We start from the raw sequence: 19,550 nt of genomic DNA on the forward strand, positions 1-19,550 counted from the left end.
AGCGGTGTTCCGGTCGGCACGAGGTCACTCCGTCGGTGCGAGAGAGGCGGCGGGAAAGGGGGCGGCGGCCACGGCGGGCGCGGGCGTGGCACGGTCGCGGACGAGGTCCAGCGCGATGTCCGCGAGCAGGTCCTCCTGCCCGCCGACGAGCCGCCGCCGGCCGGCCGCGACGAGCAGGTCCCGGGTGTCGAGGCCGTGCCGCAGGGCGGTGGCCTCCGCGTGCCGCAGGAAGCTGGAGTACACCCCGGCGTAGCCCAGGGTCAGCGTCTCCCGGTCCACCCGTACGGGCCGGTCCTGCGTCGGCCGTACGAGCTCCTCCGCCGCGTCCATCAGCGGGAACAGCGCGCAGCCGTGCTCCCAGCCCATCAGGTCGAAGACCGCCACCGTCGGCTCCAGCGGCGCGTTTCCCGCTCCGGCGCCCTGGCCCGCGAGCGAGGCGTCCACGCGGTACGCGCCCGCCTCCACCGCCGTGACGCTGTTGGCCACGCCCAGACCGAGGTTGTGGTGGGCGTGGATGCCGATCTCGGTGGCCGGGTCGAGGACGTCGCGGTAGGCGCGGACCCGGTCCCGTACCCCGTCCATGGTCAGCCGGCCGCCGGAGTCCGTGACGTAGACGCAGTGCGCGCCGTACGACTCCATGAGGCTTGCCTGGGCGGCCAGTTCGGCCGGAGGGGCCATGTGGGACATCATCAGGAAGCCCGCCACGTCCATCCCCAGCTCCCGGGCGAGTCCGATGTGCTGGGCGGAGATGTCCGCCTCCGTGCAGTGGGTGGCGACCCGCACGGACGTGACCCCGAGGGCGTGGGCGCGGCGCAGATCGCCGGCCGTGCCGACACCGGGCAGCAGCAGGGTGGTGAGCCTGGCCCGGTCGAGGACCTCGGCCGCCGCCTCCAGCCATTCCCAGTCGGTGTGCGCGCCGGGTCCGTAGGTGACGGAGGAGCCGGAGAGGCCGTCGCCGTGGGCGACCTCGACGGCGTCGACGCCGGCGGCCTCCAGGGCGGCCGCGATGGCCCGCACCTGGGCGAGGGTGTAGCGGTGCGACACGGCGTGCATGCCGTCGCGAAGGGTGACGTCCTGGACGTAGACCGAGGTCATCGGGCCGGACTCCGTTCGGCCAGGCGCTCGGCGGTGCGCAGCGCGGCGGAGGTCATGATGTCGAGGTTTCCGGCGTAGGCCGGGAGGTAGTGGGCGGCGCCCTCCACCTCCAGGTAGACGGAGACGAGCAGCCGCCCGCCCCCGGCGAGCCGCGTGAGCGGGTCTCCTTCGGGCAGTGCCCGGAACTGCGGCTCCTGCTTGAGCCGGTAGCCGGGCACGTACGCGGCGACGGAGGCGGCCATCGCGTGCACGGAGGCGGTCACCCGGTCCGTGTCGCAGTCGTCGACGACGCAGTGCACGGTGTCGCGCATCAGGAGCGCCGGCTCCGCCGGGTTGAGCACGATGATCGCCTTGCCCCGTGCAGCGCCGCCCACCCGCTCCAGGGCATGGGCGGTGGTCTCGGTGAACTCGTCGATGTTCGCCCGGGTGCCCGGGCCCGCCGACCGCGAGGCGATCGAGGCGACGATCTCCGCGTAGTGCACCGGTGTCACCGCCGAGACCGCGGCGACGATCGGGACGGTGGCCTGGCCCCCGCAGGTGACCATGTTGAGGTTGGGGGCGTCGAGGTGTTCGTCGAGATTGACGGGAGGGACGACGTACGGGCCGAGGGCCGCCGGCGTGAGGTCGACGATCCGCTTGCCGTGCGGTGCGAGCGCGGCCGCGTTGCGGTGGTGGGCGGCTGCCGAGGTGGCGTCGAAGACGATGTCGATGTCGGCGAAGTCGTCGAGGGCCAGCAGCCCCGCCACACCGTCCGCGCTCGTCCGCACCCCGAGCCGGCGGGCCCGTGCGAGCCCCTCCGACTCCGGGTCGATGCCGATCATCGCGGCGGCGGTGACGTTCCCCCCGCCCCGGACGATCTTGATGAGGAGATCGGTGCCGATGTTGCCCGATCCGATCACGGCTGCCTTCATCGGACGGCCTCCTTGAGCGGGGTCCCGCCGGCCGCGGCGAGCAGCGGGGTGAGACCGAAGAAGCGGACGGCGTTGCCGCCGAGGACGGCCTCCGTCTCCTCGGGGGTGAGCGCGCTCTCCCGCACCAGCCGCCCGATCTCCTCCTCGCCGAGCGGGAAGGGATGGTCCGAGCCGAGCAGCACCCGCTCCGCGCCCATCACGTCCACGAGCAGGCGCAGCGCGCCGGGGTCGAAGACGGCGGAGTCGACGGAGAAGCGCTCGGTGTAGTGCGAGGGCGGGTGGGGGCTGTCGGCGCGGACGAGATCACGGCGGTGCCAGGCGTTGTCGGCCCGGCCCAGGAGGTACGGGAAGCTGCCGCCGCCGTGGGCGAACAGCAGCCGCAGCGAGGCCGGCAGACGTTCGAAGGCGCCGGAGAGGATCAGCGACAGGATGGTCAGATGGGTCTCGGCGGCCATGCCCGCCAGCCAGGCCAGCATGTACCGGGAGAAGCGCGGACCGGCCGGCAGGTCCCAGGGGTGGACCAGGACGGCCGCGTTCTCCTCGGCGCAGTGCGTGAGGAACTCCAGCAGTGCGCCGTGGTCGAGATCGCGGTCGCCGAGGTGGTTGCCGATGTGGACGCCGTGGAACCCCTCGCCCATCGCCTCGCTGAGCAGGGCGCAGGCCGCCTCGGTGTCCTGCAGCGGCACCTGGCACAGCGGGGCCAGCCGCTGCGGGGCGTACGAACCGTACGCGAGGAGACGGGAGTTGACCGTACGGCACCAGTCGGCGGCGCGCCCGGACTCCAGCCCGTAGCCGAAGAGCAGCGGAGTGCTGGACAGCACCTGGATGTCCACGCCGAGCCGGTCCAGGTCGGCGACGCGCTCCGCCGGGTCCCACAGGGTGCGGCGCACCGGCCGGTACTCGGCGGACCCGGCCATCATCATCCCGGCGTCCGGACCGTCCGTGGTCCGCAGCCATGGGCCGTCGTCGCAGCCGGTGAGCCGCCGCGACTCGGCGCGGCCGATCTCCGGGAAGACATGGGCGTGGATGTCGACGACGGTCATGCGCCGCCCGCCTCGTCGCGGCGGGTGCGCGGACGCAGCTCCGCCGGCCAGTCCTTGCCCGGGTGCACGGCGCCGCAGTTGCCGCAGGTGCGCGCGGCCTCGTCGCCGTAGAAGGAGTCGAACACCGGCGGAAGGTCCTCGACGATGGACGTGAGCTGCACCTCGCTGCGGTGCACCAGGTGGTGGCACTCCACGCAGTACCACTCGAAGGCGTCGCGCTGACCCTGCGGCCGGGCGAACTCGACGACCAGCCCGACGCTGTCCTCCTCCGGCCGCTGCGGGGAGTGCCGCACGTGCGGCGGGAGGAGGAAGACATCACCCTCGCGGATGTGGATGTCGCGCGGCGGGCTCCCCTCCTCCTCCATGACGCGCAGCACCATGTCGCCCTTGAGCTGGTGGAAGAACTCCTCGATCGGGTCGTCGTGGAAGTCGGTGCGGCGGTTCGGGCCGCCCACCACCGTCACCATCAGATCGGCGTCCTGCCAGATCTGGACGTTGCCGACCGGCGGCTTGAGCAGGTGGCGGTGTTCCTCGATCCAGGACTGGAGGTTGAACGGTCTCATGGTCATGGGCGCGGTTCCTTGTTCCGGGAGAGGGGGGCTTCGGTGTGCTGCGGGATGTGCGCGACGGCGCTGATCTCGATCAGCAGGTGCGGGTGGGGAAGCTGGTGGACGGCGACGGTGGTGCGGGCCGGACCGCTCTCGTCGAAGTACTCGGCGTAGACCTCGTTGTAGCCGCGGAAGTCGTTCATGCCGACCAGGTACGTGGTGACGGAGACCAGGTCCTCAAGGCCGCCGCCCGCCGCGGCCAGCAGCCGCGCGATGTTGTCGAGCACGGCCCGCGTCTGGGCGCGGATGTCGAGGTCCGTGACCCCCATCGCGTCGGCGCTCGCGCCGACGAACGTGCCGTCGGGACGGCGCGCGCTCGTACCGGAGACGAAGACCAGGTCGCCCGCGCGCCGGAAGTGGGGGAACCGGCCGCGGGGCGGGGCGGCGCCGGGCACGATCACGCGTCCTCCCCGGTGGTGAATCGGACGGAGCCGAGGCCGGCGACCGTGGCGCGTACGTGCGTCCCGGGCGGCAGAGGTACGGCGGCGGTCGCCGCACCGGCCAGGATCACCGTGCCGGGCTCCAGGGCACCGGCGAGCCGTGCCGCGGCGGCGAGGGCCCGCAGCGGATGCCCGAGGATCGCCGCGGTGGAACCGGTTTCGGCCAGGCGCCCGTCGAGCTCCAACAGGACACCGAGGTTGCCCAGGTCGCCCGGAGCGCTCCAGGGCCCCACGGCGTAGCCCGCGGCGGAGGTGTTGTCGGCGATCACCTCGGGAAGCGAGAAGCGGAAACCGTCGTAGCGGGAGTCGATGACCTCCAGCGCCGGGGCCACGGCCGCGACCGCCGCCAGGGGGTCGCCGCCGGGGCGCAGCGTGTCGCCCAGGAGGAAGGCCACCTCGGGCTCGACCCGGGGATGGATCAGTCCGGAGGCGTCGAAACGTCCGCCGTCGGGAATCTCCATCCGGTCCGTCAGCCGCCCGTGGATCAGGTCGGACACACCCATCTGCCGCATCTTGGCCGCGCTGGTGAAGCCCAGCTTGAAGCCGGTGATCCGCTCGCCGCGGGCCAGCCGCCGGGCGACCAGGGCGTCCTGGACGGCGTACGCCTCCCCGGTGTCCTTCAGACCGCTGCCGCCGCCGGCCAGCGGACGGCCGTCGCGCGCCGCCGTGTCGAGCGCCGCGGCCAGTGCCGTGATGTTCATCGGGTGTCTCCCTCCCGGTCGGCGCGCCCGAAGGCCGCGCGCACCGAACCGAGGCCGTCGATACGTGCTTCGAGTACGTCACCGGGCTCGACGGTCGTCATGGGGCCGAGCGCGCCGGTGAGCACGGTGTCCCCGGCCCGCAGCGGGTGCCCGAGCCGCACGAGCGTGTCGGCCAGCCACACGGCGGCGTGCAGCGGATTCCCCAGACAGGCGGCGCCCGCCCCGGTGGACACGGGCTCGCCGCGGCGCTCCAGCACCATGCCCACGGTCCGCAGATCGAGTTCCCGCAGCGGTACGGGACGGGTGCCCAGGACGTACACGCCGCTGGACGCGTTGTCGGCGATCGTGTCGACGGCCGAGATGTCCCAGTCACGGATCCGGCTGCCCACCACCTCGACGGCGGGCAGCGCGAACGCGGTCGCCCGGATCACATCGGCCACGGTGTGCCGCTCGTGGGTGAGGTCGTGTGCGAGGACCAGGGCGACCTCGGCCTCGGCCCGGGGCTGGAGCACCGTGCCCCAGGGGATCTCGCCGCCGTCGGGCACCGCCGTGTCGTCCAGCAGACGGCCGAAGTCCGGCGTGTCGACGCCGAGCTGGGCCTGCACGGCGGCCGAGGTCAGACCGATCTTCCAGCCCGTGACCCGACGCCCTTCCGCGAGCCGGCGGTCGCCCAGGACGGTCTGGACGGCATAGGCGGCCGCCAGGTCCCCGGCGGGCAGCACGTCGCGGACGGGGTCGCAGGGAACGCCCGTCAGGCGCGCCCTGCCGAGGCGTTCGGCGGCCTGCGCCACCGCTTGGTCCACCGTGCTCACAGCTTCACGCACACATTCATCGGCTCGGAGAAGAAGTCGAGGGAGTGGTCGCCGCCCTCACGGCCGATCCCTGAGGCCTTCACGCCTCCGAAGGGGGTACGGAGGTCACGCAGGTTCCAGGTGTTGACCCAGGCGATCCCGACGTCGAGCGCGGGCGCGACCCGGTGCGCCCGGCTCACGTCGCCCGTCCACACCGTGGCCGCCAGCCCGTACGGCCCGGCGTTGGCGAGCGTCAGCGCCTCCTCCTCCGTGTCGAACGGCGCCAGGTGGACGACGGGGCCGAAGATCTCCTCCCGTACCGCCGGATGGTCCTCGGGAAGCCCCGCGAGCACGGTCGGCTCCACCCAGAAGCCGCCGTCCCGGTCATCGGAGAAGCACGGTGTCCCACCCCCCGCGAGCACGTCGCCGTCGGCCGCGGCCTTGTCGAGGTAGCCCAGGACCTTGTCGCGGTGCGCCGCCGAGACCATCGGGCCGTACCCGCTCAACGCCCGGGCGCCGGCGGCCAGCGCCTCGGCGAACGCGTCGAACACCGGCCTCTCCACGTACACCCGCTCGGTGCACAGGCACACCTGCCCGCTGTGGGTGAAGGACGAGCGGAGCGTGCCCGCCACGGCCTGCTCCAGATCCGCGTCGGCGAAGACGATCCCGGCGTTCTTGCCGCCCAGCTCGAACGAGACCGGGGCCAGCCGCGCGGCGGCGGCCCGCATGATCGTCCCGCCGGTGCGCGACTCCCCGGTGAAGGCGATCGCGTCCACCCCCGGGTGCTCGGTGAGCCACTGCCCGGCCGCGTCCGCGCCCCCGCCGTGGACGAGGTTGAAGACCCCTGCCGGCACATCCGCCTCCGCCATCACCTCGGCCAGCAGGCAGGCCGTGCCCGGGGTCAGCTCGGAGGGCTTGGCGACCACCGTGTTGCCCGTGGCCAGGGCGGGGGCCACCTTCCAGGTGAGCAGCAGCAGCGGCAGGTTCCACGGCGAGATCACCGCGACCACGCCGAGCGGCTTGTGCACCGTGTAGTTCAGCGCGCCACGGCCGTCCGGGGTGGTCGTGTGCCACGACCGCTCACCACGCCCGGCCAAGAGGTCCGCGTACGCACGGAAGTTGGCGATCGCACGCGGGATGTCGACCGTGGAGGCGAGCTCGCGGGGCTTCCCCGTGTCGGCGCACTCGGCGGTGACGAACTCCTCGAAGCGCCGCTCGATGCCGTCCGCGATCCGGTGGAGCAGCCTCGAACGGTCCACCGGACTCCAGGTCGCCCACGGGCCGCGCAGTGCCTTCCGTGCCGCGCCCACCGCGCGGTCGACCACTTCCCGTGGAGCCGAAGGCGCTTCGCCGACGACGGTCCCGCGGGCCGGGTCGATGAGAGGGAACGGGACGCCCGACGCGTCGAACCCGCCCCCTACGTAATGCCGCACAGGTGAGCGCACCTTGCAGACCTCCGTTGCCGGGCCGGGGATTCGGATCTGGGCCCCGGCGTGTGCCGGTATCATGCGCTCACCAAGTCATACCGAACCAATGCCAAAAAGTGTTCTGCCCATACCGGATCGGGTATGTCGACGCTCGGCCCGCCCGACCGCTCCCGGAAGGAGCCCCCGGCGATGGACCTCCTGGACGGCCGACTGAAGTTCCGGCACCTCACTCTGCTCGTCGCGATCCTCGACCACGGCAGCGTGGGGCGGGCGGCGGAGACCCTCCACCTCACCCAGCCCGCCGCCACCCGCACCCTTCGCGAACTGGAGGGCATCGCCGACCTGCCGCTCTTCGTCCGCATGCCACGCGGCATGCGGGCGACGCTCTACGGAGAGGCACTCGCGGAGCACGCCCGCGCCGTGATCGCCGAGATGCGGCGGGCGGGTGAACACCTCACGGCGCTGCGCCAGGGGCGCGAGGGCACGGTGACCGTGGGCGCGCTCCTCGCCGGCACCAATGTGCTGCTGCCCCGGGCCGTCGCCCAGCTCAAGCGGGAACGGCCCCGCGTCACCGTCGTCGTACGGGAGGGGACACCGGACGTCCTCCATCCGGCTCTGCTCGCAGGCGAGTTGGACGTCATCGTCGGCCGGGTGGGACCCGCCCCCAAGGAGGGCGACGGGCTGCGCCAACGGCGTCTCTACCGAGAACGCATCCGGCTCGCCGTCCGGTCGGGCCATCCTCTCCTGGAGGCCCCCGACGTCACGCTCACGGACACGCTCGGCTTCCCGTGGATCCTCCCGGTCGAACAGACCGCCCTGCGCCAGGAGCTCGGAGCACTCTTCGCGGACCGGGGCCTGGCGCTGCCCGCCGACCGGGTCGAGTGCACGTCCATCCTGACCATGCGCGCACTGCTCCTGCAGACGGACATGGTCGCGCTGCTGCCCGAGCTGGTCCTCCACGCCGACGAGCACCTTGCCGCCCTGCCGGTCGAACTTCCCTCGGTGGGGCGCACGGTGGGCACCACCGAGGCGGCCCACCGCACCCGCACCCCGGCCCTGCGGGCCCTGCTGCACCACCTCGACCAGGAGGCGGCCCTGCTGCGCGAGACGCTCTGCGGGCCGCCGGAGGGCTAGAGCGCGCCACGGGGGAGCGGGGGCCGGCACAAGGAAGGCGGGCCACCTGGGCACACCGAACTACTCGCCTTCCCCGCGCACCTCGCCGTCGTGGCCCAGGAGGGCGAGCTGCTGGTGGACGGCGGCGGTCACCCTGCGCTCGTCCTGCGTGGCGAGAAGATCGAGCAGGGCTCCGCGGAGCACCGCCAGAACCAGGGTGCGGCGGGTGACTCCGGCCTCACTGTCCCTCTCCGGCTGCGGCTGGCAGGCGGCGAGAACGTCGAGCCAGTCATCCACGGTGGCCCTGGCGAACCCGGCCCACGGGCCGTCCGGCTCGACGAGCGAGCGGGTGTAGGCCTCGGCCCACAAGCGCAGGAGGGCGCGGTGCTCGTCGGCGGCGAGCCAGGTCCACACCTGGGCGGCCGCCCGTGTGAGGCCCATGGGGTGATCCGTCTGACGGAGGTCGACCAGGAGCACCAGCTCGTCGGCGCGCGCCCGGTCCAGCAGCGCCTTCACGAGCCCGTCCTTGTTGCCGAAGAGGAACATCAGCACCCGCGTGCTGGTGCCGATGGCCTCGGCCAGTGGCCGCAGCGAGAGGGAGGCCAGGCCGTGGCCGAGCGCGTACGCGTAGGCGGCCTCGAGCAGCTGGATCTGGCGAGCGGACGGGTTCGCGGCTTCGGAGGGCATGGATCAAGCCTAGAGCTACTGACACGCTTGTGTCAGTAGCTGATGGTGATGATGAACGGCGGAGAGTGTGCGATGTCAGAGGCATGGATCGCCGAGATGGACGGCGAGCGCGCGGGTTGTGTACTTCTCGTCGCCGACGACAAGCCTCAGGTGGCCAAGCTGCGGGTCCTGCTCGGCACCCCGGCCGCCCGGGGCCTCGGCCTGAACACCCGCCTCATCGAGGAGTGCCTGGCCTTCGCCCGTGAAGCCGGATACCGGAGCGTGATGCTGTGGACCACCGGCAACCTGGCGTCCGCGCGCAGGATCTACGAACACTTCGGCTTCACGCTCACCGAAGAGGAGCCCGGCCACCTCTTCGGCCACGACCTCGTCAGCCAGAACTGGACCCTCGACCTCGGGGGCGGCTCTGCGGAGGGGTGACAGTGGCACGGTCTGCTTCCCGTACGGCGAAGGCCAGGGGTGTCACCTGGCGAACGTGAACTTCTGGACCGACTTGAGGTCGGTGTCCCAGAAGGTGACCCCGGGGGTGGGACCGATGTTCACGAAGGGGGTTCCGTCGGGCAGCGGGACGTCGATCGGGGAGCCGATCTCGTCGGCGGAGTCGCGGCCCTGGAAGCCCAGGGTGAGCGTCTCCACCGCGCGGGTCTCCTCACCGGCGACGAAGAGCCGCATGCCCGCGTACGCCTTCTCGCCGGGCGCGAGGGTGGCGACGGCCTTCGAGTTGGACTCGAGCGGGCCGACCTCGTCGTAGGAGCCCTCGTCGAAGCGGAGGAGCGCGTACCTGTAGAGCGTGCAGGTCTTGTCGCCGATGTTGGTGGCGGTGAGAACGAGGTGCCTGAGCGAGTCGTGCGGCTCGGCCTTCGAGATGACCGAGATGTTCTCGTCGGTGCAGGCCGTGGTCTTCGCGCCGTTGTGGGAGCCGTCGCTCGCGGCGGGCGATTCGCCGGCCGGGACCGGCGCGCTCCCGGTCTTGCCGCTGCCGGTCTCGCCGGCACCGGTCTTGCCGCCGGTGGGCGTGGCGTCGCCGGTCGTGCCGTCGGTGGGCGTGGCGTCGCCGGTCGTGCCGTCGGTGGGCGTGGCGGAGCTCGACGTGCCCGGGTTGCCTGCCGCGCTCGTGACGGTCGCCGGTGCGGACGCGTCTGCCCCCGCGGGCGTGTCGTTCCCCTGGCAGCCGGTGGACGACAGGAGAGCCGCGACGGCGACGCCCCCCAGGGCATAGGTCTTCCAGGTGGTGCGGACGGTGTTCATGGTGCTCCCCGTTGGAATTCTTGTGGTGCGAGTGGCCGGAACGGCCCTGTGGTGCGACAGCGGGAACGGAAGGAGTTTCTTCCGCTCCCGTGACACGGGCCCCGGCCGTTCGAAGACCGCCGGGACCGGTCTGTGTCACCGTCAGGCGACGGCTCCGACCCAACCGCTGCAGGTGGAGGGGTAGTAGATCCCCTCGCTGTAGTCACCGAGACAGACCCTGAAGGAGAACGCGAAACCCTCGGCGAGATCGCCGTAGGAGCGGTCGGTGCACTTCCCGGCTCCGCTGGTGTGCCACTTCAGGGTGCTCGTGAAGCTCGCCTGGACGACCACGGACTTCCCGTCAGAGGCGTTGTCGCAGATGGTGAGCTTGTCCCCGTTGGAGTACCACGTGGCGCTGCCCGCGCCACCGGGTACGCCCGCCGCCCCGGCGGAGGGAGCCGCCAGGACGAGAGCCGAGGCGGCAGCGGCCGCCACGACGAGGGCCTTGCGGACGGTCTTGTGGCCGGACCGGGTCCGGTTCGGCTGACGCAGGCTGAACATGGGTCTCCTTCGGTTGTGATGCCGGAGCCGGCACATGAGGCCGGTGTTTCGACCCGTCTCGGCGCCGACGCGAAGCATGTCGGTGGTCTGCCAAGTCGATGACCGTGACGCTACGGGTGAGCCGACTTCCCCGGCGTCAACCCGCGGGTGGACTCGGGGTAAACCCTGGCGGTAAGCCCTGCGCGGCAGGGAAACGAGGCCGGCGAGGCGGTGGCCTCCACCTTCCGCGGTACCGCGTACGGTTGACGCCGGCCCGGTGGTACGCCGGTAGGCTGCGCCGATGCAGCGTCCGCGGGTGCCGATACCGAGATCCCCTCTGGTCCTGGACACCGGCATCGCGTCGGCCGTCCTGGGCTGCGCGCTGCTGCTCGGCCGGCAGGACACCGGTGAGGGATATCCGCCCCTGGGCGCATCCGGCCTCCTGCTGACGCTCGCCGTCCACCTGGTGCTGTGCTGGCGGCGCCGATACCCCGACGCCGTGACGGGCGGCGTCTTCGCCCTGTGGGCGGTGTACATCGCGCTCGGCCACTGGCCGGTGGTGAACAGCCTCGCCGCCCAACTGGCCCTGTACACCGTGGCGTCCACCCGACCGCTGCGCACGGCCGTCACCGCCGGCGCGGGGCTCGGCGTCATCTGGCTGTACGCCGGGTTCGCGGCCCCCGAAGGCTCGGTGGCGGCCGCCGCGGCCCTGGGGGTCGTCGTCCCGGCGGTGCTGGTGAGATTCGGCCAGGCCGCGCGCGAGTCCGTACGCCGGGGAGAGCGCCTGGCCGAACTCGCCGCGCAACTGCAGGAGGAGCGCGACGCCAAGGCGATCCGGGCGGTGGCAGAGGAGCAGGCGCGGATCGCCCGCGAACTGCACGACGTGATCGCCCACCACATATCGGTGATCGCCGTACAGTCGGGGCTGGCCGACTACGTGTTCGACACCGATCCCGCCACCGCCCGGAAAGCACTCGGCACCATCGCCGACACCTCCAGCGAGGCGCTGGAGGAGATGCGACGGATGCTGACCCTGCTCCGCACGGGGGACAAGGCCCCCGAGTCGTACGCTCCCATGCCCACACTGAGTGGCCTGGCGGACATGGCCGCGCGGATGCACGCCGGCGGGGTCCCCGTCGAACTGATCGTGGAAGGGCGGCCCCGGACCCTCCCGCCGGGAGTGGAGCTGTGTGCCTACCGGGTGGTGCAGGAGGCCCTCACCAACGTACTGAAGCACGCGCGGCCGGCCCGTGCCGAGGTGCGAGTGCGATACCAGCCGCACCGCCTTCTCGTCAGTGTCACGGACGACGGACCAGGTGTGAATCCGGCCAGAATTGGCACCGAGGGCGGTCATGGCTTGATCGGCATGCATGAACGCGCCAAGCTCTACGGCGGTGCCGTGACGACAGGCCCGGGCCTCGAAAAGGGCTTTCACGTACGGCTGACACTGCCGACCTCCTCCGCCACGGGAGGAGACGGGCCGGCCGACGGCTGAGGGGGAGCGGTCGACCATGACGATCCGGGTACTCGTGGTCGACGACCAGTACCTCATTCGCGCCGGCATCGTGGGGCTGCTGCGGGCGGCCGACGGCATGACCGTCGTCGGGGAGGCGGGCGACGGCGAGGAAGCCGTCGCCCAGGCGGCCCGCCTGCGCCCCGACGTGATCCTGATGGACATCCGGATGCCCCGGATGAACGGCATCGACGCGGCACAGCGGATCCTGGCCGAAGGAACAGAAGGGGCCGGTCCGCCGCCGCGGATCCTGATACTCACCACCTTCGACCTCGACGAGTACGTCTACCGCGCACTGCGCGCGGGCGCGAGCGGCTTCATCCTCAAGGACACCGGCCCGAAGCGACTGCTCGCCGCGGTGGCGGCGGTCGCCGGGGGCGACGCCCTGTTCGCCCCGAGCGTGACCCGGCGACTGGTGGAGGCCTTCACCCGTACGGCGGCACCCGGCGAACCCGCCGCCGACCAGCGGCCGGAGATCGAGCAGCTCACCGCACGCGAGACAGAGGTGCTGCGCCTGGCCGGCACCGGCAGATCCAACGCGGAGATCGCGGAACGGCTGTTCATCTCCGAGGCGACGGTGAAGACACACCTCAACCGCACCATGGCGAAACTGGACCTGACCAGCAGGGCCCAGGCCGTGGTGCTGGCCTACGAGACGGGTCTGGTGGCACCGGGAGGACGTGCCGACGTCCCCTGACCGGAGGCGGGCGGGTGCGTTCCCTCTCGCCGCCCCGGCTCCTTCACTCCTCGACGAAGGCGAGGAGATCGGGATTGAGGATGTCGGGATGCGTGGTCAGCATCCCGTGGGGAAGACCCTCGTAACTCTTGAGCCTGCCGTTGCGCAGCAGCTCGGCCGACAGCGGAGCCGAGTCGTCGTAGGGGACGATCTGGTCGTCGGTGCCGTGGGCCACCAGAACCGGCACGTCGATCCGCTTCAGATCCTCGGTGAAGTCCGTCTCGGAGAATGCCTCGATGCAGTGGTAGTGGGCGTTGGCCGCGCCGCTCATGCCCTGTCGCCACCAGTTGTCGATCACCCCCTGGGACACCTGGGCGCCGGGACGGTTGTAGCCGTAGAACGGCCCCGCCGGAACATCGACGTAGAACTGGGCGCGGTTGGCGACGAGCGAGGCCCGGAAGCCGTCGAAGACCTCGATCGGCAAGCCGCCCGGGTTGGAGTCGGACTTGACCATGATGGGCGGGACCGCCCCGACGAGCACGGCCTTCGCCACCCGCCCCCGCTCGGCGCGGGCCACATAACGGGCGACTTCGCCGCCCCCGGTCGAGTGGCCGATGTGGACGGCTTCGCGCAGGTCCAGCGCGGCGGTCACCGCTGCCACGTCCGCCGCGTAGGTGTCCATCTCGTGGCCGGTCGCGCTCTGGCCGGAACGGCCGTGCCCGCGCCTGTCATGAGCGATGACCCGGTAGCCGTGCTCCAGGAAGAACAGCATCTGGTTGTCCCAGTCGTCGCCGCTCAGGGGCCAGCCGTGGTGGAACACGATCGGCTGCGCGTCGCGCGGCCCCCAGTCCTTGTAGAAGATGCCGGTGCCGTCCTGTGCAGTGACCGTTCCCACGGACTTCCTCCGTTCCCGCAACTCGGACGTCGAGTTGCCACCTCGTCGCAGAAACATACCCGTATACGGCATTCATCTCATTTGATGCAGCGAGTGATGCGGTGCGCCTATGCGGCTTCCATGTCCAGGACCGGCGGATCAGCCGGGTCCCCGCGACGGGCCTCGTCACGTCGTAGTGGTCGTCCTTCAGCGTGGCGAGCCGCCCATTCGCGGACGGTGGCCGGCGGGATCGCGCAGGCGGTGGGGGCGGGGACGCCCGGGCTGTCGGTGGCTGTCGGTCCGCTGTCGGTGGGCCGTCGGCCGGGGCTGGCACATTCCTCGGAGACGGCCGCCCGTTCCCTCGGGCGGCCCGATCCCGAAGGAGGGTCGCCATGAACACACCCGTCACGATCATCGGCGCAGGACTCGGCGGACTCACGCTCGCCCGTGTCCTGCACGTCCACGGCATCTCGGCCACGGTCTACGAGGCCGAGTCCTCCCCGTCGGCGCGCGCTCAGGGCGGCATGCTCGACATCCACGACTACAACGGTCAGCTCGCCCTCAAGGCCGCCGGACTGATGGACGAGTTCCACGCCATCGTCCTGGAGGGCCGCCAGGCCACGCGGGTCATCGACCCGGACGGGACCGTCCTGCTCGACAAGGCCGACGACGGCACGGGCGGACGCCCCGAGGTGCAGCGCGCCGAGTTACGACAGATCCTGCTCGCCTCACTCCCGGCCGGCACCGTCCGGTGGGGGCACAAGGTCAGGAGCACCCGCGCCCTCGGCTCGGGCCGCCACGAGGTGACGTTCACCGACGGCGGTACCGTCGCCACCGGCCTGCTCGTCGGCGCGGACGGTGCCTGGTCGCGGGTCCGGCCGCTGCTCTCGACCGCCACGCCCGAGTACACCGGCACGTCGTTCGTCGAGACCTACCTGTTCCACGCCGACACCCGGCACCCGGCCGCCGCGAGGGCCGTCGGCGGCGGGATGCTGATCGTGCCCTCGCCGGGCAGGGAGATCTTCGCGCACCGTGAGAGCGGCGACACCCTGCACACCTATGTGATGCTGGCCAGGACACAGGACTGGTTCGCCGCCGTCGACTTCACCGATGCCGCCGAGGCCACGGCCCGGATCGCGCGAGAGTTCGACGGCTGGGCGCCCGAACTCAGGGCGCTCATCACCGACGGCGACACAGCGCCGGTCCTGCGCCCCCACTACGCTCTGCCGACCGAGCACCGGTGGGACCGCGTTCCGGGTGTGACCCTGGTCGGCGATGCCGCCCACCTCGCGGCCCCGAACGGCGAGGGCGCCAACCTCGCCATGCTCGACGGGGCCGAACTCGGCCAGGCCCTCGCCGCCCACCCCGACGACATCGAGGCCGCGCTCACCGCGTACGAGCAGGACATGTTCCCTCGCAGCAGCGAGGCCGCCGCCTTCGAGGGGCTGGAACTCCAGGAGGTCGGCGCAGACGGCAACACCGCCCACGCTCTGATCGGGGGCAACACCGAGAACGGTCGATGAGTGGTCGGCCGACGCGGCGAGGAAGGCTGCCTCGGCCGATTGCCTTCTCCCCGTGTGCGTGGGTCATGACGTTCGCCGGGGCCCGACAGGCCCCGGCGAACCGGTTCACTCGGACTGCGTGGAGAGGCTCACACCGGTGAAGTCCTGCGCGGCGGCGAGGCTGAAGTAGACCCAGCCGGACGGCGGGTTGTCGATCGTCAGGGTCTCGCTGTTCCCCGTGTGGACGGACCTCGCCCGGTAGCTGCTGGTGGTGGCCCAGCCGCTGCCGCCGTAGTACAGGTCGGCGTTGCCGGTGCCACCGCTGCTGGTGATCGTCAGCTGCTTGACGCCGGCCGGCAGATACACGAAGTGGTAGCTGTAGTCGCCGGTGGAGGCGGAGAGGTTGTCCCGGCGGCAGTTCTGGTCGAACTGACGGGGATCGACGATGGTGCAGAGCGGGGCGGGTGCGGCCGAGGCCTCGGGCAGCGGACCGCAACCGTCGGTCGCGCAGTCGGTCGTCAGCCAGGTCGCGAAGTCCGCGTCGTAGCGGGTGCCTATGGTCTGCTTCAGGAAGGTGCGGGCCCCGGTCCAGTCACCGGAGCGGTACCTGCCGAGCACGGTCTGGACGTCGGCGGGGTGCTTCTGGAGCATGTACCGGACCGCGAGGAAGCCCCAGCGGTAGACCCGGTTGGAGTTGACCTCGGGGTCCTCCTCCTGGCCGTAGACGGTGTCGAACAGGTCGCTGAGCGGGTACGTCTTCTTGCCGGCCTCGGCGATCGCATCGGCGTTGCGCTCGTTGCGGTAACCGAACGAGATGTTCTCGGCGATGCCCTCGACCCACCAGATGGTCGGCGTGGTCATGCCCGCCTCGAAGTCGCCGTACATGTTGAAGCGGCCGTCGAGGTAGTGGGTGTACTCGTGGTTCAGGTTCCAGATCTGGAAGTCCGGGCGCAGCCAGTGGGCCTCGTGGGCGATGAAGCGGGCCTGGTTGCCGGGAACGGCGGGGTTGCCCTCCTCGTACATGCCGCCGTTGTCGACGTCGATGTCGTAGATGGCCCAGGCGTACAGCGCGTACTGGGTGTAGTCGTCGAAGACGACGACCTCCAGGTTCGTGTTCACGTCACCGGGGATCGCGCCCTGGTCGCCGATGACCCGGTGGAAGTAGGCGTCCTGGTTGACCAGGCTCGTGCAGGTGTTCGCCAGCTGACCGGGGGACATGTCCTGGGCGCGGATCTTCAGGCCCGCGGTGCACGTGTGCTGGATCGGCAGGACCGCGGGAAGCACGCGCTCGCCCAGGTCGCAGATGCCGTAGGCGGCGCAGTTGTTCCTGTCGTACTGGCGCGTGTACCAGCCCAGGTTCATGGTGATCGGCGCGGTGGGACCGACGTTCGGGTACCGGTTGATCAGGTCCTTCAGCAGCGGCCTGACCCGGTCCTTGAGCTCGGGGACGTCGAGGGCGTTGCCGAGGTGGCGGCCGACGTTGCTGACGACGTCCAGACGGTTCAGCTGGGCACCGTTGCGCGTGATGAAACCGGCCCAGGTGTCGAGGATGGCGGGGTCGGCCTTGAGGGCGGCCCGCCAGCCCCGGCCGTCGTCCTTGGCCTTGAAGCCGTTCTCGACGACCCACTCGACGTGCTCCATGGCAAGGTTCATCCGAGAGGGCCACGTACCGTCGTAGCTTCCGAGCATCCACTTCAGGACACCGGCGTACCGGCCCGCCTCGTGGGTGCTGTCGATCAGCGTGACGACCTCGTTGAGGATCTCGCCGTTGGCGTCGGTGACGTCCTTGCTGCGCGGGGAGGCGAAGAAGGCGTCCAGCGCGCCGCGTGCCGCGCCCGCGAGTGCCGTGCCGTAGTCGCCGACGGCGTCCGCGTTGTTGTCCTGTACGTAGTAGCCGGCGCGCAGGAACATCACCAGCTGCCCGGTGGAGGTGCGGTTGTCGCCCGCGTACGTCGAGGAGTTGTCGCGCAGCGCGTTGGCGACGGTCACCATCTGCGATTCGCGGAAGGCCTTCTGCGCGTTCTCCCCGGTGAGGTTGAACAACGGGTAGGTGCAGGTGATCTGGGGGAGCGCCTTGAGCTGCTGGACCAGCGCGCTGCCCGTGGAGTTGATGACGCCGGAGAGGTCGCTGCACGCGTCCGCGGCGGCGGCCGACAACTGCTTGCCCGCCTTGAAGGCGGGCGCGGGCGCCACGGGGGACTCCTCGGTGCCGTCCTGCGAGGAGAGCCGGAAGCGGGGGGTGCTGCTCATCGCGTCGGGCGACTTGGGGACCGGGATCGCCCGTGGCGCCGAGGCCGTGTGCGCACCTGTGCTCGTGCTTGCGTTCGTACCTTCGGTCGCACCTGCTCCGACTTCTGAGTTCGCAGCGGCGGGAGCAGTGGCGTCGACAGGGGCGGCGTGGCTCTGCGGGGCGAACAGCCCGAGCGTGAGGAAGACGGCTGTGCCGAGCACGGGAAGTCTTCGCGCGCCGGTCTTCGATATCCGGAAGGGATGCATCTGCGGGGGCCTCCGGGGCCGTTGTGGCCACGTGTTGGGGAACACGGGCGTCTGACACGTGACGTGTAAAATTTCACATGTCGCATTGTTCTGGAAGCCTTCTGGCCGGATCGATCGGCGGTCGCGCGAGGAAAGTTGCCGACTCCCTGCGGCAAATTGGAGTCAATCACCCATATCTGTAGCTGAGTTGACGCCCCCGGACGTCTGGGCGGGCGAGGGTGACGGCCGGACGATGTGTGCGGCGCTTCCATGCGACGGTCGCCGAGACGGCGCGGGTGACTGGAAGAGGAGACTGTGAGGGGCACCCGGGGGCACGTTAGGCTGCCCGTCTTCGGCCAATGGGGGGCATGGAATGCGGCAGCGGGGCATATGGATGGTCGCGCTCGGAGCGGTCCTGGTGATCCTTGCCGGCTGCGGTTCCGAGACCGTCGGGACCGTGGAAGGGGCGACAGGCGCGGACCAAGGCACTGCCACAGCCACCGGCCCTGCCTGGACCCTCGCCAGTCCTATCCGCATCGCCGGTGTCCGTACCGCCGACGGCGGCCGGTCCCTGGTGGTCGACGCCGAAGTGCCCGACGGAGCGGGCGACTGCGTACGCGGCCTGCGCGGTGAACTCGAGACAGTCGAGCACGGCACGGTGCACGTCAGCGTCACGTACGAGTCCCCTGCCCAGGACCGTGCCTCCGGCTGCACCGGGACGCAGCGGGTCGAGGCGACGGTGAAGCTGGGCGAGCCGCTGAGCTCCCGCAAGGTCATGGTGAACAGCTGGAACGTGTACACCCCCGCCGGCGCCACCCCTCCCGCCCTGCGGAAGTGCGGTGAGAACGGCTGCGACCCCACGCCCCCGCGTTGTACCTCGTCCTCGTACCAGCAGGCAGTCAACGATACGGACATCCCCAAGCACACGAGCTGGGAGGAACGCGGCTGCGACGACACGTGGCTGGTACTGGACCTGTCGACCAGGATGGGGCCGGCGTGCGGTGACGCCGGCGACGGCTGCCCCTCCTCGAACGTCTCCCAGCGCTGGTTCTACCGGGCAGAGAAGTCGGGCTGGCGGCCGGTCACCACGAACGGCGACGCGGGCTGCGTGGGCATTCACAAGGTCCTGCCGGAGTTGCCCGAGCGCCTCTGCGCGTCGCTCCCGCGGCTCGACCGCGGCTGATGGAGGCGGCGCGGCGTTGGCTGGCTGAGCAGGGCGTTCGTCAGGTGCGCGACGGGTGGGTGAACGACGAGAAGCCGGACGAGTCGCTCACAGCCAACCAAGTGGCGCATTCCTGGGCCGGCGACGTGTTCGCCGAAGACCTGGATGCAGCCGACCAGGTACGGCTGGCCTTCGGGCTGCTCGACCTCCTCGACGAATACTGGGTCACCTGCGAGATCCGATGCGCGGACAGCAGCGCCGAGGGTCCCCTGCCGGTCGGAGTGCTGTGGGACGGCTACCGCCGACGACTGGAGGCGGACAGGGACGTCGAGGCTGTCACCTACTCGCTGTGGGTGGACTGGTTCGAGGACCGCGGTACTGCTGCGACGGCGTTCGCCGAAGTGCTCGGCAACGACATCGACCGAGTGGTGGCCGATCGATCGGAAGGCCGGCTCCGCCGAGCCCGTCGGGTTCTGGAGTGTTCGGGCCCGGTGCCCTGGCTCGTGAAGGAGAAGACGTACCGCACCGCCGTGCGGCTCCCCGCCCTGCACTCAGCCCTCTTTCGAGGCCTCCGGGCGAGCTTCCACGACCTCTACGGCGACCTGGAACCGGCCGCCGCGCTGGCCCTCCTCGACCAGCTTGATGTCCCGGCGGACACCAAGCATCGTGCGGAACTGCGCCACGTGCTCGCCGCGGGACACAAGAACCACTACCGCAGTCCCGGTGCCTGGGACGAGGCGGTTCGCTCCTGCTCCTGAGCCGTGG

The 19,550-nt window shown here is 71.2% G+C and carries 20 protein-coding genes; 7 read left to right on the forward strand and 13 right to left on the reverse strand.

Features of this window, described 5'->3' with window-relative positions:
• Positions 1 to 24: 24 nt before the first annotated feature.
• From dmpG to ACH4MY_RS10575, 8 genes are read right to left on the reverse strand one after another with little or no spacing between them, the layout of a single operon-like run.
• Positions 25 to 1,095, reverse strand: a complete 1,071-nt coding sequence (gene dmpG, locus ACH4MY_RS10540; protein ID WP_398000383.1) for a 4-hydroxy-2-oxovalerate aldolase — start codon at positions 1,093 to 1,095, stop codon at positions 25 to 27.
• Positions 1,092 to 2,006: an acetaldehyde dehydrogenase (acetylating) gene (locus tag ACH4MY_RS10545; protein WP_398000385.1), complete on the reverse strand. Its 915-nt coding sequence runs from the start codon at positions 2,004 to 2,006 to the stop codon at positions 1,092 to 1,094. Before ACH4MY_RS10545 ends, dmpG begins: the two co-directional genes overlap by 4 nt.
• Positions 2,003 to 3,049, reverse strand: a complete 1,047-nt coding sequence (locus ACH4MY_RS10550; protein ID WP_398000388.1) for an amidohydrolase family protein — start codon at positions 3,047 to 3,049, stop codon at positions 2,003 to 2,005. The genes ACH4MY_RS10545 and ACH4MY_RS10550 overlap by 4 nt, the downstream gene beginning before the upstream one ends.
• Entirely contained in the window at positions 3,046 to 3,618 is a 573-nt protein-coding gene (locus ACH4MY_RS10555) for a 3-hydroxyanthranilate 3,4-dioxygenase (protein WP_398000390.1), read from the reverse strand. The genes ACH4MY_RS10550 and ACH4MY_RS10555 overlap by 4 nt, the downstream gene beginning before the upstream one ends.
• The gene (locus tag ACH4MY_RS10560; RefSeq protein ID WP_398000392.1) at positions 3,615 to 4,058 is read right to left on the reverse strand and encodes a RidA family protein; all 444 of its coding nucleotides are present in this window, start codon (positions 4,056 to 4,058) and stop codon (positions 3,615 to 3,617) included. The genes ACH4MY_RS10555 and ACH4MY_RS10560 overlap by 4 nt, the downstream gene beginning before the upstream one ends.
• Positions 4,055 to 4,798, reverse strand: coding sequence for a 2-keto-4-pentenoate hydratase (locus ACH4MY_RS10565; RefSeq protein WP_398000394.1), 744 nt, complete (start codon positions 4,796 to 4,798; stop codon positions 4,055 to 4,057). The genes ACH4MY_RS10560 and ACH4MY_RS10565 overlap by 4 nt, the downstream gene beginning before the upstream one ends.
• On the reverse strand, positions 4,795 to 5,610 hold the full coding sequence (locus tag ACH4MY_RS10570) for a 2-keto-4-pentenoate hydratase (protein WP_398000397.1): 816 nt from the start codon (positions 5,608 to 5,610) through the stop codon (positions 4,795 to 4,797). The genes ACH4MY_RS10565 and ACH4MY_RS10570 overlap by 4 nt, the downstream gene beginning before the upstream one ends.
• A complete protein-coding gene (locus tag ACH4MY_RS10575) occupies positions 5,607 to 7,022 on the reverse strand; it encodes a 2-hydroxymuconic semialdehyde dehydrogenase (RefSeq protein WP_398000400.1) in 1,416 nt (471 codons plus the stop codon). The genes ACH4MY_RS10570 and ACH4MY_RS10575 overlap by 4 nt, the downstream gene beginning before the upstream one ends.
• Before the next feature lie 183 nt (positions 7,023 to 7,205).
• Between ACH4MY_RS10575 and ACH4MY_RS10580 the strand changes: the two genes are divergently transcribed.
• The gene (locus ACH4MY_RS10580; protein ID WP_398000402.1) at positions 7,206 to 8,150 is read left to right on the forward strand and encodes a LysR substrate-binding domain-containing protein; all 945 of its coding nucleotides are present in this window, start codon (positions 7,206 to 7,208) and stop codon (positions 8,148 to 8,150) included.
• Between the two features lie 60 nt (positions 8,151 to 8,210).
• Here the strand turns inward: ACH4MY_RS10580 and ACH4MY_RS10585 are convergent, their stop codons facing one another.
• The gene (locus tag ACH4MY_RS10585) at positions 8,211 to 8,816 is read right to left on the reverse strand and encodes a TetR/AcrR family transcriptional regulator (protein ID WP_398000405.1); all 606 of its coding nucleotides are present in this window, start codon (positions 8,814 to 8,816) and stop codon (positions 8,211 to 8,213) included.
• A 72-nt stretch (positions 8,817 to 8,888) separates the two neighbouring features.
• Between ACH4MY_RS10585 and ACH4MY_RS10590 the strand changes: the two genes are divergently transcribed.
• Positions 8,889 to 9,236, forward strand: coding sequence for a GNAT family N-acetyltransferase (locus ACH4MY_RS10590; protein ID WP_398000408.1), 348 nt, complete (start codon positions 8,889 to 8,891; stop codon positions 9,234 to 9,236).
• A 42-nt stretch (positions 9,237 to 9,278) separates the two neighbouring features.
• On the opposite strand, the gene ACH4MY_RS10595 is transcribed toward ACH4MY_RS10590, so the two are convergent.
• Together ACH4MY_RS10595 and ACH4MY_RS10600 are read right to left on the reverse strand one after the other, a co-directional pair.
• Positions 9,279 to 10,064: a DUF4232 domain-containing protein gene (locus ACH4MY_RS10595; RefSeq protein WP_398000411.1), complete on the reverse strand. Its 786-nt coding sequence runs from the start codon at positions 10,062 to 10,064 to the stop codon at positions 9,279 to 9,281.
• 141 nt (positions 10,065 to 10,205) lie between these two features.
• Positions 10,206 to 10,604 carry a hypothetical protein gene (locus ACH4MY_RS10600; protein WP_398000414.1) on the reverse strand — a complete coding sequence of 133 codons (399 nt, stop codon included), beginning with the start codon at positions 10,602 to 10,604 and terminating at the stop codon, positions 10,206 to 10,208.
• 295 nt (positions 10,605 to 10,899) lie between these two features.
• Here ACH4MY_RS10600 and ACH4MY_RS10605 point away from each other — a divergent pair, with 295 nt between their 5' ends.
• Together ACH4MY_RS10605 and ACH4MY_RS10610 are read left to right on the forward strand one after the other, a co-directional pair.
• Positions 10,900 to 12,078: a histidine kinase gene (locus ACH4MY_RS10605; protein WP_398000416.1), complete on the forward strand. Its 1,179-nt coding sequence runs from the start codon at positions 10,900 to 10,902 to the stop codon at positions 12,076 to 12,078.
• Positions 12,079 to 12,094: 16 nt separating this feature from the next.
• Positions 12,095 to 12,793, forward strand: coding sequence for a response regulator (locus ACH4MY_RS10610; protein ID WP_398000419.1), 699 nt, complete (start codon positions 12,095 to 12,097; stop codon positions 12,791 to 12,793).
• Between the two features lie 43 nt (positions 12,794 to 12,836).
• Here the strand turns inward: ACH4MY_RS10610 and ACH4MY_RS10615 are convergent, their stop codons facing one another.
• Complete coding sequence (locus tag ACH4MY_RS10615; protein ID WP_398000421.1) at positions 12,837 to 13,667, reverse strand: alpha/beta fold hydrolase; 831 nt, start codon at positions 13,665 to 13,667, stop codon at positions 12,837 to 12,839.
• Positions 13,668 to 14,038: 371 nt separating this feature from the next.
• Here ACH4MY_RS10615 and ACH4MY_RS10620 point away from each other — a divergent pair, with 371 nt between their 5' ends.
• Entirely contained in the window at positions 14,039 to 15,169 is a 1,131-nt protein-coding gene (locus ACH4MY_RS10620) for an FAD-dependent oxidoreductase (RefSeq protein ID WP_398000424.1), read from the forward strand.
• Between the two features lie 105 nt (positions 15,170 to 15,274).
• Here the strand turns inward: ACH4MY_RS10620 and ACH4MY_RS10625 are convergent, their stop codons facing one another.
• Positions 15,275 to 17,398: a collagenase gene (locus ACH4MY_RS10625; RefSeq protein WP_398000427.1), complete on the reverse strand. Its 2,124-nt coding sequence runs from the start codon at positions 17,396 to 17,398 to the stop codon at positions 15,275 to 15,277.
• 682 nt (positions 17,399 to 18,080) lie between these two features.
• Here ACH4MY_RS10625 and ACH4MY_RS10630 point away from each other — a divergent pair.
• Together ACH4MY_RS10630 and ACH4MY_RS10635 are read left to right on the forward strand one after the other, a co-directional pair.
• Positions 18,081 to 18,806: a hypothetical protein gene (locus ACH4MY_RS10630; RefSeq protein WP_398000429.1), complete on the forward strand. Its 726-nt coding sequence runs from the start codon at positions 18,081 to 18,083 to the stop codon at positions 18,804 to 18,806.
• Positions 18,806 to 19,543, forward strand: coding sequence for a hypothetical protein (locus ACH4MY_RS10635; RefSeq protein ID WP_398000432.1), 738 nt, complete (start codon positions 18,806 to 18,808; stop codon positions 19,541 to 19,543). Before ACH4MY_RS10630 ends, ACH4MY_RS10635 begins: the two co-directional genes overlap by 1 nt.
• The last annotated feature ends 7 nt before the right edge of the window (positions 19,544 to 19,550 follow it).

The sequence above is a fragment of the Streptomyces sp. NPDC017246 genome (assembly GCF_044331325.1).
Taxonomy (GTDB): Bacteria; Actinomycetota; Actinomycetes; order Streptomycetales; family Streptomycetaceae; genus Streptomyces.